16 protein-coding genes are annotated in these 16,129 nt (G+C 59.4%); 14 read left to right on the top strand and 2 right to left on the bottom strand.

What is annotated here, in order from left to right:
* Positions 1-68 precede the first annotated feature (68 nt).
* The 6 genes from tilS (at position 69) to ispD (ending at position 6,750) form a co-directional block, all read left to right on the top strand.
* The gene (tilS, locus tag V8J63_RS13600) at positions 69-1,397 is read left to right on the top strand and encodes a tRNA lysidine(34) synthetase TilS (RefSeq protein WP_336464191.1); all 1,329 of its coding nucleotides are present in this window, start codon (positions 69-71) and stop codon (positions 1,395-1,397) included.
* A 274-nt stretch (positions 1,398-1,671) separates the two neighbouring features.
* The gene (locus tag V8J63_RS13605) at positions 1,672-3,303 is read left to right on the top strand and encodes a CTP synthase (RefSeq protein WP_016771462.1); all 1,632 of its coding nucleotides are present in this window, start codon (positions 1,672-1,674) and stop codon (positions 3,301-3,303) included.
* Positions 3,304-3,307: 4 nt separating this feature from the next.
* Positions 3,308-4,153: a 3-deoxy-8-phosphooctulonate synthase gene (gene kdsA / locus V8J63_RS13610; protein WP_016985082.1), complete on the top strand. Its 846-nt coding sequence runs from the start codon at positions 3,308-3,310 to the stop codon at positions 4,151-4,153.
* A 155-nt stretch (positions 4,154-4,308) separates the two neighbouring features.
* Complete coding sequence (eno, locus tag V8J63_RS13615; protein ID WP_041478121.1) at positions 4,309-5,598, top strand: phosphopyruvate hydratase; 1,290 nt, start codon at positions 4,309-4,311, stop codon at positions 5,596-5,598.
* A gap of 169 nt (positions 5,599-5,767) precedes the next feature.
* Positions 5,768-6,046, top strand: coding sequence for a cell division protein FtsB (ftsB, locus tag V8J63_RS13620; protein WP_016771460.1), 279 nt, complete (start codon positions 5,768-5,770; stop codon positions 6,044-6,046).
* Entirely contained in the window at positions 6,043-6,750 is a 708-nt protein-coding gene (gene ispD, locus V8J63_RS13625; RefSeq protein ID WP_336464192.1) for a 2-C-methyl-D-erythritol 4-phosphate cytidylyltransferase, read from the top strand. The genes ftsB and ispD overlap by 4 nt, the downstream gene beginning before the upstream one ends.
* A 132-nt stretch (positions 6,751-6,882) precedes the next feature.
* Here ispD and V8J63_RS13630 read toward each other — a convergent pair whose 3' ends face one another.
* Entirely contained in the window at positions 6,883-7,779 is an 897-nt protein-coding gene (locus V8J63_RS13630; RefSeq protein ID WP_056783227.1) for a LysR substrate-binding domain-containing protein, read from the bottom strand.
* A gap of 116 nt (positions 7,780-7,895) precedes the next feature.
* Here V8J63_RS13630 and V8J63_RS13635 point away from each other — a divergent pair, with 116 nt between their 5' ends.
* The 8 genes from V8J63_RS13635 (at position 7,896) to rpoS (ending at position 15,128) form a co-directional block, all read left to right on the top strand.
* Positions 7,896-9,008: an S-(hydroxymethyl)glutathione dehydrogenase/class III alcohol dehydrogenase gene (locus V8J63_RS13635; RefSeq protein WP_123443045.1), complete on the top strand. Its 1,113-nt coding sequence runs from the start codon at positions 7,896-7,898 to the stop codon at positions 9,006-9,008.
* Between the two features lie 96 nt (positions 9,009-9,104).
* Positions 9,105-9,950 carry an S-formylglutathione hydrolase gene (gene fghA / locus V8J63_RS13640; RefSeq protein WP_336464193.1) on the top strand — a complete coding sequence of 282 codons (846 nt, stop codon included), beginning with the start codon at positions 9,105-9,107 and terminating at the stop codon, positions 9,948-9,950.
* Between the two features lie 43 nt (positions 9,951-9,993).
* Positions 9,994-10,467, top strand: a complete 474-nt coding sequence (gene ispF / locus V8J63_RS13645; RefSeq protein WP_016771456.1) for a 2-C-methyl-D-erythritol 2,4-cyclodiphosphate synthase — start codon at positions 9,994-9,996, stop codon at positions 10,465-10,467.
* On the top strand, positions 10,464-11,522 hold the full coding sequence (truD, locus tag V8J63_RS13650; protein WP_125925198.1) for a tRNA pseudouridine(13) synthase TruD: 1,059 nt from the start codon (positions 10,464-10,466) through the stop codon (positions 11,520-11,522). Before ispF ends, truD begins: the two co-directional genes overlap by 4 nt.
* Positions 11,510-12,259, top strand: a complete 750-nt coding sequence (gene surE / locus V8J63_RS13655) for a 5'/3'-nucleotidase SurE (protein ID WP_024011837.1) — start codon at positions 11,510-11,512, stop codon at positions 12,257-12,259. The genes truD and surE overlap by 13 nt, the downstream gene beginning before the upstream one ends.
* 38 nt (positions 12,260-12,297) lie before the next feature.
* Positions 12,298-12,933 (top strand): protein-L-isoaspartate(D-aspartate) O-methyltransferase, encoded by a 636-nt coding sequence (locus V8J63_RS13660; protein ID WP_160768345.1) that lies wholly within the window; start codon positions 12,298-12,300, stop codon positions 12,931-12,933.
* 211 nt (positions 12,934-13,144) lie between these two features.
* On the top strand, positions 13,145-14,014 hold the full coding sequence (locus tag V8J63_RS13665) for a peptidoglycan DD-metalloendopeptidase family protein (RefSeq protein WP_016771452.1): 870 nt from the start codon (positions 13,145-13,147) through the stop codon (positions 14,012-14,014).
* Between the two features lie 106 nt (positions 14,015-14,120).
* Positions 14,121-15,128, top strand: coding sequence for an RNA polymerase sigma factor RpoS (gene rpoS, locus V8J63_RS13670; RefSeq protein ID WP_016771451.1), 1,008 nt, complete (start codon positions 14,121-14,123; stop codon positions 15,126-15,128).
* A gap of 533 nt (positions 15,129-15,661) precedes the next feature.
* On the opposite strand, the gene fdxA is transcribed toward rpoS, so the two are convergent.
* Positions 15,662-15,985: a ferredoxin FdxA gene (gene fdxA, locus V8J63_RS13675; RefSeq protein ID WP_016771449.1), complete on the bottom strand. Its 324-nt coding sequence runs from the start codon at positions 15,983-15,985 to the stop codon at positions 15,662-15,664.
* Positions 15,986-16,129: the final 144 nt, after the last annotated feature.

Genomic DNA, 16,129 nt, shown 5'->3' on the forward strand with positions numbered 1-16,129 from the left:
GTGTTGAATGTTAAACCGCCTTCGCGAGCAGGCTCGCTCCCACATTTGTTTGGGGCAAAGAGAAAGTTATGGGCCAGTCCCCGATTGATTTGCCATCCCGTCTTCTGCTGAACCTTGAGCCCTGGCGCCACGTCGCTCACTGGCGCATCGCCTTCTCCGGCGGCCTCGATTCCACCGTCCTCCTGCATCTGCTCGCCACTCTGGCGAACACCGAATCCCTCCCTGCGTTAAGCGCCATCCACATCCACCACGGCCTTCAGGCTGCGGCCGATGCGTGGCCGCAACACTGCCAGGCCGTTTGCGATGCGCTGGGCGTGCCGTTGCAAGTGGAGCGGGTCACCGTGAAGGGCGGGGCGAGCCTGGAGCGGGCGGCGCGGGACGCGCGTTACGCGGTGTTCAGTTCGCTAACGCAGAGCAATGACGTGCTGTTGACTGGCCAGCACCGCGATGACCAAGCGGAAACGCTGCTGTTTCGGCTGTTGCGCGGTGCCGGTGTACGCGGGCTCGGGGCCATGCCGCAGCAGCGCCCAGTGGGGCAGGGCATGCTGGTTCGTCCGTTGCTGGATGTCAGCCGTGCTGAGCTGGAAGGTTATGCACAAGCGCATCAGTTGCGCTGGATCGAAGACCCGTCGAACCAGGACCGGCAGTTTTCGCGCAACTATCTGCGCCATCAAGTCATGCCGGTCCTCACCGAACGCTGGCCGCAAGCGCAGGCGAGCATGGCGCGCACGGCTGCGCATCTGCGTGAGGCGCAGGGCTTGCTCGATGAGCTGGCGCAGATTGATCTCGCACAAGCCGAAACGCCCCATGAATTCGCTTGGCTGGGTGTGCCATCGCTGGAGCTGACACCATTGACGGCGTTGTCTGACGCGCGCCAGCGAAATGCCCTCAGCCACTGGCTCGAACCGTTGACCCGGCTGCCGGATGCTGACCATTGGTCGGGTTGGACAACGCTGTGCAATGCCGGCGCCGACGCTTCACCGACCTGGCGTCTGGCCGACGGAGAGCTGCACCGCAGCGCCGGTCGCGTCTGGTGGCTGAGCGGCAGTTGGTTGGGTACGCCAGTGATCGGCGCCGACTGGCAGACCCCGACTTCAGCGCTACGCTTGCCGGATAACGGACGCGTCATGCTCCACGGGCAAGCTCCATCCGGGCCTTTGCGTATTGCCTATCGGCAGGGCGGTGAGGTCATGCGAATGGCCGAGCGCGGCAGTCGTGATCTCAAGCGTCTGCTCAACGAGCGCGCGGTGCCGGCCTTCGTGCGTGGCAGATTGCCGCTGCTGTTTCGTGGCGAAGAATTGCTCGCCGTGGCGAACCTGCCGGGTCTTGCTGGTCAGATGGACGAAGGCTGGACATTGCACTGGCAGCCAACAGACGAAGATCAAGGTTTGAGCTGAAAGGAGCATTCCGGTAGACTACGCTCCCTTCTTGATACAACTTCTGTGGATTCGCCTGAATTGCAGGAGTTGCCGATTACCAAGCAGTCTTTGCTGGGCGATTCCAAAAAATGTGTAGCGAGCAACGTACCGGTGTTTCATCTGCCGGTCTGTCACAACGCGGCGGTTTTTTCGAAAGGTGCACTGTGATTAATGCAGGTGATCGGGGGCTTCGGCCTTCCTTCGCTTTCCCCGGCGGCTCGTTCCGCTTTAACGCAGACTTCTAGGGTTTTTCATGACGCGCTACATATTCGTCACGGGCGGTGTTGTTTCTTCATTGGGGAAAGGCATTGCCTCGGCTTCATTGGCGGCTATCCTGGAGGCGCGGGGGCTTAAGGTCACCATGCTGAAGCTGGATCCGTACATCAACGTCGATCCAGGCACCATGAGTCCGTTCCAGCACGGTGAAGTGTTCGTCACCCATGACGGCGCCGAGACCGACCTGGATCTGGGGCACTACGAGCGGTTCATCCGCACGACCATGACCCAGAACAACAACTTCACCACCGGCCGTGTCTACGAGCACGTGCTGCGCAAAGAACGCCGTGGCGACTACCTGGGTGCAACCATCCAGGTAATCCCGCACATCACCGACGAAATCAAGCGCCGCATCATCAAGGGTGCCGGTGACGCAGACGTGGCGATGGTCGAGATCGGTGGAACCGTCGGTGACATCGAGTCGCAACCGTTCCTCGAAGCCATCCGCCAGTTGCGTTTCGAAGTCGGCGCCAAGCGCGCGATGCTGATGCATCTGACGCTGGTACCGTACATCGCCACCGCTGGCGAAACCAAGACCAAACCGACCCAGCACTCCGTCAAGGAACTGCGTTCGATCGGTCTGCAGCCAGACGTGCTGGTGTGCCGCTCCGATCACCCGATCGACGTGTCCTCGCGTCGCAAGATCGCCCAGTTCACCAACGTTGAAGAACGTGCGGTCATTGCTCTGGAAGACGCCGATACCATCTACAAGATCCCGGGCATCCTGCATTCGCAGGGTCTGGACGATTTCGTCGTTGAGCGTTTCGGTCTGCAGTGCGGCAGCGCCGATCTGTCCGAGTGGGACGCAGTGGTCGATGCCAAGCTGAACCCGGAACACGAAGTGACCATCGCCATGGTCGGCAAGTACATGGAACTGCTCGACGCCTACAAGTCGCTGATCGAAGCGATGAGCCATGCCGGCATCAGCAACCGCACCAAGGTCAACCTGCGCTACATCGATTCCGAAGACATCGAGAACCAGGGCACTGCGCTGCTCGAAGGTGTCGACGCGATTCTGGTGCCGGGCGGCTTCGGTCTGCGTGGCGTGGAAGGCAAGATCACTGCCGTTCAGTACGCTCGCGAAAACAAGGTTCCGTACCTCGGTATCTGCCTGGGCATGCAAGTGGCGGTCATCGAGTTCGCCCGTAACGTGCTGGGCTGGAAAGACGCCAACTCCACCGAGTTCGATCGTGCCAGCGGCCATCCGGTTGTCGGCCTGATCACCGAGTGGGAAGACGCCACCGGCGCTGTCGAAGTGCGTACCGAAGCGTCCGATCTGGGCGGCACCATGCGTCTCGGCGCACAGGATTGCCTGCTTGAGCCGGGCTCCAAAGTCCATGATTGCTACGGCAAGGACGTGATCGTTGAGCGTCACCGTCACCGTTACGAAGTGAACAACAACCTGCTGCCGCAGATTATCGAAGCCGGCCTGAAAATCTCCGGTCGTTCCGCCGATGCTGCGCTGGTCGAAGTGGTTGAAGCGCCGGATCACCCATGGTTCGTCGCCTGCCAGTTCCACCCTGAGTTCACCTCGACGCCACGCGACGGACATCCGCTGTTCAGCGGTTTCGTCAAAGCCGCGTTGGCTCAACATCAAAAGAAGGCTTAACCCGATGGCACAGAAGATCATCCGCGTCGGCGACATCGAGATTGCCAACGACAAACCCATGGTGCTGTTCGGCGGCATGAACGTGCTGGAAAGCCGTGACATGGCCATGCAGGTTTGCGAAGAGTACGTGAAGGTCACCGAGAAACTCGGTATCCCTTACGTATTCAAGGCCAGCTTCGACAAGGCCAACCGGTCTTCTGTGACTTCGTATCGCGGTCCTGGCCTGGAAGAGGGCATGCGCATCTTCCAGGACATCAAGCAAGCGTTCGGCGTGCCGATCATCACCGACGTCCACGAGCCGGATCAGGCTGCGGTCGTCGCTGAAGTCTGCGACATCATTCAGCTGCCGGCCTTCCTGTCGCGCCAGACCGATCTGGTTGTCGCGATGGCCAAGACCAATGCCGTGATCAACATCAAAAAAGCCCAGTTCCTCGCGCCTCAGGAAATGAAACACATCCTGAACAAGTGCGTGGAAGCGGGTAACGATCAGTTGATCCTTTGCGAGCGTGGTTCGAGCTTCGGCTACAACAACCTCGTGGTCGACATGCTCGGCTTCGGCATCATGAAGCAGTTCGAATACCCGGTATTCTTCGACGTGACCCACGCGCTGCAAATGCCTGGCGGTCGTGCCGACTCCGCCGGCGGTCGCCGTGCCCAGGTTCTGGATCTGGCCAAGGCCGGCATGAGCCAGTCGCTGGCGGGTCTGTTCCTCGAAGCGCATCCGGATCCGGACAACGCCAAATGCGACGGCCCTTGCGCCTTGCGTCTGGACAAACTGGAGCCATTCCTGGCCCAGCTCAAAGCTCTGGACGAACTGGTGAAGAGTTTTCCGACGGTAGAAACCGCGTAACGCTCGATTCTCCGGTAAAGTACCGCACGATTTGTCGCTCATGCCCTCGGGCGTGAGCGCTGTCGTCTGCAAGTCTGCCCGCTGTACTTCGCTTGCCGACGATAAAGATTTCCTCTAGCTGCGTCGTTTTCGTCAACTTTGGAGTGTTTACAACAATGGCAAAAATCGTCGACATCAAAGGTCGTGAAGTTCTCGACTCCCGTGGCAATCCCACCGTGGAAGCGGACGTGCTTCTCGACAACGGCATCATCGGTAGCGCCTGCGCGCCGTCCGGTGCATCCACTGGCTCGCGTGAAGCGCTCGAGCTGCGTGATGGCGACAAGAGCCGTTACCTGGGCAAGGGCGTGCTCAAGGCGGTAGCCAACATCAACGGTCCGATCCGCGATCTGCTGCTGGGCACCGACCCGAGCGACCAGAAAGCGCTGGATCAGGCGATGATCAAGCTCGACGGTACCGAAAACAAGGCGACCCTGGGCGCCAACGCCATCCTCGCCGTGTCCCTGGCTGCGGCCAAGGCAGCTGCGCAGGATCAGGATCTGCCGCTGTACGCACACATCGCCAACCTCAACGGCACCCCGGGTGTGTACTCGATGCCGGTCCCGATGATGAACATCATCAACGGTGGCGAGCACGCCGATAACAACGTCGACATCCAGGAATTCATGGTCCAGCCAGTTGGCGCCAAGTCTTTCTCGGAAGGTCTGCGCATGGGCACCGAGATTTTCCATCACCTGAAAGCTGTGCTGAAGGCTCGTGGTCTGAGCACTGCCGTTGGCGACGAAGGCGGTTTCGCGCCGAACCTGGCTTCCAACGAAGACGCGCTGAAAGTGATCTCCGAAGCCGTGGCCAACGCCGGTTACAAGCTGGGCACCGACGTGACCCTGGCGCTGGACTGCGCCGCGAGCGAGTTCTACGAAGACGGCAAGTACAATCTGTCCGGCGAAGGCCAGGTGTTCACTGCTGAAGGTTTCGCCGACTACCTCAAAGGTCTGACCGAGCGTTACCCGATCATCTCCATCGAAGACGGTCTGGACGAATCCGACTGGGCTGGCTGGAAAATCCTCACCGACAAGATCGGCGAGAAGACCCAGCTGGTGGGCGACGACCTGTTCGTGACCAATACCAAGATCCTCAAAGAAGGCATCGATAAAAAGATCGCCAACTCGATCCTGATCAAGTTCAACCAGATCGGCACCCTGACCGAAACCCTGGAAGCCATCCAGATGGCCAAGGCTGCCGGCTATACCGCAGTGATCTCGCACCGTTCCGGCGAAACCGAAGATTCGACCATTGCCGACCTGGCTGTGGGCACCTCGGCTGGCCAGATCAAGACCGGTTCGCTGTGCCGCTCCGACCGCGTTTCCAAGTACAACCAACTGCTGCGTATCGAAGAGCAGTTGAACGGCAAGGCCAAGTACAACGGCCGTGCCGAGTTCCGCGGTTAAGCGCAACCTGATCAAAGGACACCGGATTGTGTCGGAAAAGTCGTGACAGCGATGGATTTGCCACTAATCTGATGCCTTAAGCACAAGCCTGGATCTTTCCAGGCTTCGTGCTATCAGATGCTGCAACATTATGCGTGGCTGTCTTTTTTCACTGGATACCTGATATTCGATGCGCAGTCCTTACTGGTTGTTTCTTGTTTTGCTCTTGCTCCTGGCCGGTCTGCAGTACCGCCTGTGGGTGGGCAATGGCAGTCTGGCGCAGGTCGCCGAGCTGAAACAGCAGATCGCCGAGCAACATGCCGAGAACGAAGGCCTGCTGGAGCGCAACCGGGTGATGGACGCTGAAGTCAGCGAGCTGAAGAAAGGCATGGAGACCGTCGAAGAGCGGGCTCGTCACGAACTGGGCATGGTCAAGGACGGCGAAACCCTTTACCAGTTGGCCCAATGATCGATTCCCTGCCGGCCTTCTGGGCCGTGATTCCTGCCGCGGGCGTCGGTGCCCGAATGGCCGCGGACCGTCCCAAGCAATATCTGCAACTGGGCGGGCGCACAATTCTCGAACACAGCCTCGGCTGTTTCCTTGATCACCCGAGCCTCAAGGGCCTGGTGGTCAGTCTTGCTGTCGATGATCCCTATTGGCCGAATCTGGCATGCGTCAACGATCCGCGCATTCAGCGGGTTGATGGCGGCGCGGAGCGTTCCGCGTCGGTGCTCAATGCCTTGCTGCACCTGCATGCGCAAGGTGCCGACGATGACGATTGGGTGCTGGTGCACGATGCGGCCCGGCCGAATCTGAGTCGCGACGATCTCGACAAGTTGCTTGCCGAACTCGCGGATGACCCGGTCGGTGGTCTGTTGGCGGTGCCCGCTCGCGACACGCTCAAACGCGTCGATAAGATCGGGCGTGTGGTTGAAACGGTGGATCGCAGCGTGATCTGGCAGGCGTATACGCCGCAGATGTTTCGCCTCGGGGCGTTGCATCGGGCGTTGGCCGACAGCCTGGTTGCGGATGCCATGATTACCGATGAAGCTTCGGCGATGGAATGGGCCGGTCTGGCACCGCGTCTGATCGAAGGGCGGGCGGATAACCTCAAGGTGACCCGGCCGGAAGATCTGGAGTGGTTGCGCCAGCGATGGGCGAATCGCCGCTGAGGTTTGGGGTCGCTGTGGCATTGCCTTCGCGAGCAGGCTCGCTCCCACAGAGGGAATGCATTCAGCTGTCGAACCCGGTCAATTGTGGGAGCGAGCCTGCTCGCGAAAGCGGTCGCACAGGCAATCAATAACTCAAAGTTTGTACTCCGGCCTTTCAGCCAGTCCCACCTTCAAATAATCCACCAACTTGCGCACCTTCGGCGACAGATGCCGCTGCTGCGGATACAGCGCCCACACCGCCGTATTCGGCGGCTGATGCGCCTCGAGCAAGGAAATCAGCGCGCCGCTGTGCAGGTGCTCGAGCACGTAATAGTCCGGCAACTGACACAATCCGACACCCTGAAGCGCCGCATCCAGCACCGCCTGCCCACTGTTGCAACGCCAGTTGCCCTGCACCCGCTGGGAAAATTCCCGCCCGTTCTGTTCCAGTTGCCAGATATCCGAACTGCCGATCAGGCAATTGTGTCGACTCAATTCCGACAAACTGTGTGGGCGCCCATACCGTTCCAGGTAGGAAGGCGACGCGCACAGGTACATTCTCCGTGGTGCCAGGCGTGTCGCGACCAAGCGCGAATCCTGTAACCGACCCAGGCGGATCGCCAGGTCCAGCCCTTCATGCACCAGATCCAGTTGGCGATTGCTCAGCTCTATATCGATGCGTAGCTGCGGGTACAGCCCCATGAAGCGAGTCACCAGCGGCACGATAAAGCGTTCGCCATAGGCCACCGCGCAGGTCATGCGCAGCATGCCTTTCGGTTCGCTGGTCAGATCGCCTACCGCGCGCAAGGCTTCTTCGCGACCGTCCTGCAGGCGCTGACAATGTTGCAGGAAAGTCTGCCCGGCTTCGGTCAACGTAACTCGCCGGGTGCTGCGGTAGAGCAGGCGCGTCTGCAAACGCTCTTCGAGCCGTACGATTTGTCGACTGATGTGCGAGGAAGAAACCCCAAGACGCTCGGCAGCGGCGGTGAATTGGTTGCATTCGGCGACGGCAACGAACTCATCGATGCCTTCCCAGCGGTTTTCCGACACTTGGATTGTCCCTGTATGGCAATAATGTTTTGCTTTCGTCCGGATTATTCCTCAGGACGCGTTGAACTACACTGTCTGTCTGCTTTTTTATTTACTGGATTCATTGGAGAGTCAGCATGATCAAGTCGCGCGCCGCCGTTGCCTTCGAGGCCAAGAAGCCGCTGGAAATCGTAGAAGTCGATGTCGCCATGCCCGAGGCTGGTGAAGTGTTGCTGCGCGTTGTCGCTTCCGGGGTGTGCCACACCGATGCCTACACCTTGTCCGGCGCAGACCCGGAAGGCATCTTCCCGTCGATCCTCGGCCACGAAGGTGGCGCCATCGTTGAAGCGATCGGCGAGGGCGTGACCTCGGTTGCCGTCGGCGACCACGTCATTCCGCTGTACACCCCGGAATGCGGCCAGTGCAAATTCTGCAAGTCGGGCAAGACCAACCTCTGCCAGGCGATTCGCGCCACCCAAGGCAAGGGCCTGATGCCGGACGGCACTTCGCGCTTTTCCTACAAGGGCGAAACGATTTTCCACTACATGGGGACGTCGACGTTTTCGGAATACACCGTGCTCCCGGAAATCTCCGTGGCCAAGATCTCCAAAGACGCGCCGCTGGAAAAGGTCTGCCTGCTCGGTTGCGGCGTGACCACCGGTATCGGCGCCGTGCTCAATACCGCCAAGGTCAAACCGGGTGACACCGTGGCCATCTTCGGTCTCGGCGGTATCGGCTTGTCGGCCGTGATCGGCGCGGTGAAAGCCAAGGCTGCGCGGATCATCGCCATCGACATCAACCCGGCCAAGTTCGAAATCGCCAAACAACTCGGTGCTACCGATTGCGTGAATCCGAAAGACTTTGATCGTCCGATCCAGGAAGTGATCGTGGACATGACCGATGGTGGCGTCGACTTCTCCTTCGAGTGCATCGGCAATGTGCAACTGATGCGCGCCGCGCTTGAGTGCTGCCACAAAGGCTGGGGCGAGTCGGTCATCATCGGTGTCGCCGGTGCCGGTCAGGAAATCGCTACCCGTCCGTTCCAGTTGGTTACCGGTCGCGTCTGGCGCGGTTCGGCGTTCGGCGGCGTGCGTGGCCGTACTGAATTGCCGAGCTACGTCGACATGGCCCAGAGCGGCGAGATCCCGCTGGATACCTTCATCACCCACACCATGGGCCTGGAAGATATCAACAAGGCGTTCGACCTGATGCACGAAGGCAAGAGCATCCGCACCGTCATTCATTTCTAACAGCAGCCCCGAGCTGCAAGCTTCAAGCTGCAAGTAAAGGCGTTCGTGCTTTTTCTTGAAGCTTGCGGCTTGCAGCTTACAGCTAGGGAGAATCCCTTGAATCTGGAAAACATTTCCTGTCAGAAGAGTTTCGGTGGCTGGCACAAGCGCTATCGCCATCGCTCCGAAGTGCTTGATTGCGACATGGTCTTCGCCGTGTACCTGCCGCCGCAAGCGGAGCAGGGCGGCAAGCTGCCAGTGCTGTACTGGTTGTCGGGGCTGACCTGCACCGATGAGAATTTCATGCAGAAGGCCGGCGCGATGCGCATGGCTGCCGAGCTTGGTTTGATTATCGTTGCCCCGGACACCAGCCCACGCGGTCCGGATGTTCCGGACGATGCAGACAAGGCTTGGGATTTCGGTCTCGGCGCCGGGTTTTATCTGAACGCCACCCAGGAGCCATGGGCGCGGCACTATCAGATGCATGACTATGTCGTGCAGGAATTGCCTGCTCTGGTCGAAGCGCATTTCCCCGCTTCAGACAAGCGCAGCATCAGCGGCCACTCGATGGGCGGCCACGGTGCTTTGGTCTGTGCCTTGCGCAATCCTGGGCGGTATAAATCGGTTTCGGCCTTTTCGCCGATCACCCATCCGATCGATTGCCCGTGGGGTCAGAAGGCCTTTTCCAACTATTTGGGCGAAGACCGTTCGAAGTGGAAGGAGTGGGACGCCTGTGTGCTGATCGCCGATGCGACGGAGAAATTGCCGTTGCTGGTCGATCAAGGTGATCGTGACGATTTCCTCGCCACCCAGCTGAAACCCGAAGCTCTGCAATACGCGGCAAAACAAGCGGGGCATCCGCTGGAGCTGCGCCTGCAACCGGGCTACGACCACAGCTATTTCTTCATCTCAAGCTTCATTGACGACCACTTGCAGCATCACGCACGCGCTCTGCGCGGTTAATGCAGGTAGAATCACGCCCTGACAAAAATCGGGGCGTTTTTTTATGCGTATTGGCCACGGCTACGATGTGCACCGTTTCGCTGAAGGCGATTTCATTACTCTGGGCGGCGTGCAGATTGCACACAGCTTCGGGCTGCTCGCTCATTCCGACGGTGACGTCCTGCTGCACGCCTTGAGCGATGCCTTGCTCGGCGCGGCGGCGCTGGGTGATATCGGCAAACACTTCCCGGACACCGATCCGCAATTCAAGGGCGCCGACAGCCGTGTGCTGTTGCGTCATGTGGTCAGTCTGATCCACGCCAAGGGCTGGAAGGTCGGCAACGTCGACAACACCATCGTTGCCCAGGCGCCAAAAATGGCGCCGCATATCGAATCGATGCGCGCGCTGATCGCGGCGGATCTTCAAGTTGAGTTGGATCAAGTGAACGTCAAAGCTACCACCACCGAAAAGCTTGGCTTTGTCGGTCGCGAAGAAGGCATCGCCGTGCACTCCGTTGCCTTGTTGCTGCGCGCATGAATGAACTGCAATTGCTCGGCCCACGGGCCTATGGCGAACCCCTCGGCACAGCGGTACTGAAAGCCATCGCCGAAGATTTCCAGGTCGATGAAGTGCTGGATATCCCGTTCAGCGGCGACGGCGAACACCTGTGGATCTGGGTGGAAAAGCGCGGCCTCAATACCGAAGAAGCGGCGCGGCGTATCGCCAAGGCAGCCGGCGTGCCGTTGCGTACCGTCAGCTATGCCGGCCTCAAGGACCGTCAGGCCCTGACCCGACAGTGGTTCAGCGTGCAATTGCCGGGCAAGGCCGATCCGGATCTGTCGGCGGCGGAAAACGACACGCTGAAGATCCTCAAGACCACCCGCCACAAGCGCAAGCTGCAACGCGGTGCGCATTCGGCCAACGGTTTCACGTTGCGCCTGACGCAATTCGATGGCGACAAAGACGCGCTTGAACAGCGTCTGCAACTGATCGCCAAACAAGGCATTCCCAATTATTTCGGCGCCCAGCGCTTTGGCCATGACGGCGGTAACGTTGTCGATGCCCGGGCGTGGGCGGCGCGCAAGGCTTTGCCGGAACAGCGAAATGTGCGTTCGCGGTTGCTGTCGACGGCGCGCAGCTTTCTGTTCAACCAGGTGCTGGCGGCGCGCGTCGCCGATGGCACCTGGAACACCGCGCTGGTTGGCGATCTGCTGGCCTTCACCGACAGCCGCAGTTTTTTCCCGGCCGGTGAAGCCGAATGCAGCGACCCGCGTCTGGCAATTCTCGACCTGCACCCGACCGGTCCGCAGTGGGGCGAAGGTGACTCGCCCGCGGCTGGCGCAGTCCATGAACTGGAGCAGGCGATCGCCGCCCGCGAAGCGGATCTGCGCGACTGGTTGATCCACGCCGGCATGAGCCATGAACGTCGCATCCTGCGGCTGCCCATTGGCGGGTTGACGTGGCATTATCCCCAACCTGACATTCTGCAACTGGAATTCGTCCTCCCGGCCGGATGCTTTGCCACCGTATTGGTGCGCGAGCTCGTTGATCTGGTGCCGGTGGGGCAGACGGACAGCCCATGCGTATTCTGATTTCTAACGACGATGGGGTAACCGCGCCCGGTCTCGCCGCGCTTTATGCTGCGCTGGCGGATTACACCGAATGCGTGGTTATCGCCCCGGAGCAGGACAAAAGCGGCGCCAGCAGTTCGCTGACGCTCGACCGTCCGCTGCACCCGCAATACCTGGCCAACGGCTTCATCAGCCTCAACGGCACACCGACCGATTGCATTCACCTGGGCCTCAACGGCTTGCTTGAGCGCGAGGCGGACATGGTGGTTTCCGGCATCAACCTGGGCGCCAACCTCGGTGACGATGTGCTGTATTCCGGGACAGTGGCAGCGGCGCTTGAAGGACGATTTCTTGAGCGTCCGTCGTTCGCGTTCTCACTGGTTTCGCGCCAGGTGGACAACCTGCCGACCGCGGCGTACTTCGCGCGCAAGCTGGTCGAGGCCCACGCTGGGCTCGATCTGCCACCGCGCACGGTACTTAATGTGAACATCCCCAATCTGCCTATCGATCACATCCGTGGCATTCAGTTGACCCGTCTCGGCCATCGCGCCCGCGCGGCGGCGCCGATGAAAGTGGTCGATCCGCGCGGCAAGGCCGGTTACTGGATTGCTGCTGCCGGCGACGCCGAAGATGGCGGCCCGGGCACCGATTTTCATGCCGTGATGCAGGGTTATGTGTCCATCACACCGTTGCAGCTCGATCGCACTTTCAATGATGCCTTCAGAAGTCTTGATGGCTGGCTGGGGGGGCTGAGCTGATGCGTGAACATGACGACCGCCTGCGCAGCGGCATTGGCATGACGTCCCAGCGTACGCGCGAGCGACTGATCCAGCGGCTGTATGAAGAAGGCGTGTCGAACGCCAAAGTCCTGGAAGTGATCCGCCGCACACCGCGTCATCTGTTTGTCGACGAAGCGCTGGCGCATCGCGCTTATGAAGACACCGCGCTGCCGATCGGCAACAACCAGACCATCTCCCAGCCTTACATGGTGGCGCGCATGAGCGAGCTGCTGCTGGAGGCCGGCCCGCTGGATAAAGTGTTGGAGATCGGCACCGGTTCCGGCTACCAGACGGCGGTGTTGTCGCAACTGGTCGAACGGGTGTTTTCGGTCGAACGCATCAAGGTGCTGCAGGACCGCGCCAAGGAGCGTCTGGTCGAGTTGAACCTGCGCAACGTGGTGTTTCGCTGGGGCGATGGCTGGGAAGGCTGGCCGGCGCTGGCGCCCTACAACGGCATCATCGTCACCGCCGTCGCCACCGATGTACCGCAAGCTTTGCTGGATCAACTGGCCCCCGGTGGGCGCATGGTGATTCCGGTCGGCTCCGGTGAAGTGCAACAACTGATGCTGATCGTGCGCGAAGAACATGGCTTTTCTCGACACGTTTTGGGCGCTGTGCGTTTCGTGCCTTTGCTCAACGGGCCACTGGCCTGAGCATTTGCGAGCAGGCGCTGAATTCCTTTCAACGGCGCCGGTCTTACACCGGCAGCCAGAGTTTAAACGCAGCGTACTTGCCCCTGGCAAACGTGTGCGTCCGGTGATTTCGCTTCATTAAAGGTAAAGCCGTTTCGGCCCGTTATACTTGCGACACTTCATGCCGCAGTGCGGCATTCAGAATTTTCAGCCACCACAAAGGGAGCGGCGGGTGAGTCTCACAGTCATTGCGCAGCGTATGGGTAACACGAGCTTTCAGCGCCTGGTGACTGGCCTTGTCTTGAGCACCTTGCTGGTGGGTTGCTCCAGCACCAAATCGAGCAACGTACGGGTTGTCGATCGCAATAATTCGGTCGCACAACGTCCGACCGTTACTACCGGGCAATATGTAGTCCGCCCCGGCGATACTTTGTTTTCGATCGCCTTTCGTTACGGCTGGGACTACAAAACCCTCGCCGCCCGGAACAATATTCCTACGCCGTATACGATCCATCCGGGTCAGACAATTCGCTTCGACGGGCGCAGCGGTTCAACGCCGACAGCGGTGGTGAGCAACTCCAGTTCTTCACCTTCTTCGTCGAGTAAAACCACGGTAATCCGGCGCCAGGCGAATGGCACCACAACCACTACAACCACCGGTTCCAAAGGGGTTGTACCGTCCGTCGCGAGCAAACCTGCACCCGCTCCACTGCCTCCGGCAGGCCCGGCCCCGACCGGCTGGGGATGGCCATCTAATGGCGTTCTGATTGGAAAATTCTCTTCAAACGGTAGTTTGAATAAAGGAATTGATATCGCCGGAGATTTGGGACAGCCTGTTTTAGCTGCGTCTGATGGGACGGTCGTATACGCCGGGAGTGGCTTAAGGGGCTACGGCGAATTGGTCATCATCAAACACAGCGAAACCTACGTCAGTGCTTACGGACATAACCGCAGGCTGTTGGTTCGGGAGGGGCAGCAGGTCAAGGTCGGACAGACAATTGCCGAAATGGGGTCAACGGGTACAGACCGGGTGAAACTGCATTTTGAGATTCGCCGCCAAGGTAAACCTGTGGATCCGCTGCAGTTCCTGCCAAGACGTTGATTTGTAGGCCAGCCTGTTCCGTCGCGTAGAGGGGACAGGCTCCAGCGTTGCCAAGGATAAAGGCGTCGCTTGAGCTTGGGGTCGAACTCACCAAAGGACTATAACAATGGCTCTCAGTAAAGAAGTGCCGGAGTTTGACATCGACGATGAGGTTCTCCTTATGGAGACCGGCATCGATTCGGATTCGATGTTGAATGATGAAGGGGCTGCTCCACCTTCCGTTCGTTCCAAATCCAGACACTCCGCCACACTCAAACAACATAAATACATCGACTACACTCGGGCACTTGATGCCACGCAGCTGTATCTCAACGAAATCGGCTTTTCCCCTCTGCTCTCCCCGGAAGAAGAAGTTCATTTTGCGCGCTTGTCGCAAAGTGGCGATCCGGCCGGGCGCAAGCGCATGATCGAAAGTAACCTGCGGCTGGTCGTCAAGATCGCCCGGCGTTACGTCAATCGGGGGCTGTCGCTGCTGGATCTGATCGAAGAGGGCAACCTCGGCCTGATCCGCGCGGTGGAAAAGTTCGATCCCGAGCGCGGCTTCCGCTTCTCGACCTACGCCACGTGGTGGATCCGTCAGACCATCGAACGCGCGATCATGAATCAGACCCGGACCATCCGGTTGCCGATTCACGTGGTCAAGGAGCTCAACGTGTACCTGCGGGCCGCACGGGAGCTGACGCAAAAACTCGACCACGAACCTTCACCCGAAGAAATCGCCAACCTGCTGGAGAAACCGGTGGGCGAGGTCAAGCGCATGCTGGGCCTCAACGAACGGGTTTCTTCGGTCGACGTCTCGCTGGGTCCGGATTCGGATAAAACCCTGCTGGACACCCTCACTGACGATCGTCCCACCGATCCGTGCGAACTGCTGCAGGACGATGACCTGTCGCAGAGCATCGATCAATGGCTGTCGGAACTGACCGACAAGCAGCGCGAGGTGGTGATTCGCCGCTTCGGCCTGCGCGGTCACGAAAGCAGCACGCTGGAAGATGTCGGCCTGGAGATCGGCCTGACCCGCGAGCGGGTACGGCAGATCCAGGTGGAAGGCCTCAAGCGCCTTCGCGAGATCCTGGAGAAGAATGGCCTGTCGAGCGAGTCGCTGTTCCAATAAGCGCCTGATCCACCGCGCGCAAAAAAAGCCCCGGCTGATTCAATCAGTCGGGGCTTGTTGTTTATGCCTGTCTCGTGCATCGCGTTTGTCGGGCGAGGTGCCAGACGAGCGGTCAGCATTTTCTGAGTTTGTAGTCTCGCGCTGTAAGCCTTTGCTTACTGTGTCGTAAGTGTTCGTTATTTTTACACTTCGGCAGAAGGCGATTGCGATCAATGCTAAGCGGTAACTTGCTGATTTAAATAAATATTTTTCAATTATTATGTCTTTATGTCAGCGTAGACCTGCGCCTGAGCCTGATTGCTCCGCTGCGGAAACTCTCTAATATCAGGGCTGTGTCGACGGACAGACACGCCCTTTACGGAAGAGGGGAACGGACATCGCAGGAGGCGATTCATCAGGACGATGAAAAGGACTACAGGGAATAGGGAAAAAATGTGGGCGGGTCATACCGCCCCTTTTTTCGTCTGCAGAAAAGTAAAACCTGCAAAAGCAAAAAGGCCCACAAGGGGCCTTTCAGTCGAGCGCGGGGTAGATCAGCGTTCGAGTTGTTCGATCTTGTTCGGCTTGCCATCCCAATCAGCAGAATCCGGAAGCGGATCCTTGCGCTCGGTGATGTTCGGCCAGATATCCGCCAGCTCGGCATTGAGCTCGATGAAGTTTTCCATGCCGCTTGGGATCTCGTCTTCCGAGAAGATCGCCACAGCCGGGCATTCTGGTTCACACAGCGCACAGTCGATGCACTCGTCCGGGTGAATCACCAGGAAGTTCGGGCCTTCGTAAAAGCAGTCCACCGGACAGACTTCTACGCAGTCGGTGTACTTGCACTTGATGCAGTTGTCGGTGACGACGAAGGTCATTTCTAATTTTCTCCTCAGGCGGCGGCAGCGTTGCCCCTTCACGGTTGGGGTCGCCAGGTTCGGGAGCGATACCTGCTGACCAGGCTATGAGCCAGCAGCATCCCGAACCGCGCGAGATTCTAACAGCTTGAAGCGATTTGCGTT

It is taken from the genome of Pseudomonas sp. CCNWLW23 (genome assembly GCF_037095675.1).
Classification (GTDB): domain Bacteria; phylum Pseudomonadota; class Gammaproteobacteria; order Pseudomonadales; family Pseudomonadaceae; genus Aquipseudomonas; species Aquipseudomonas atacamensis.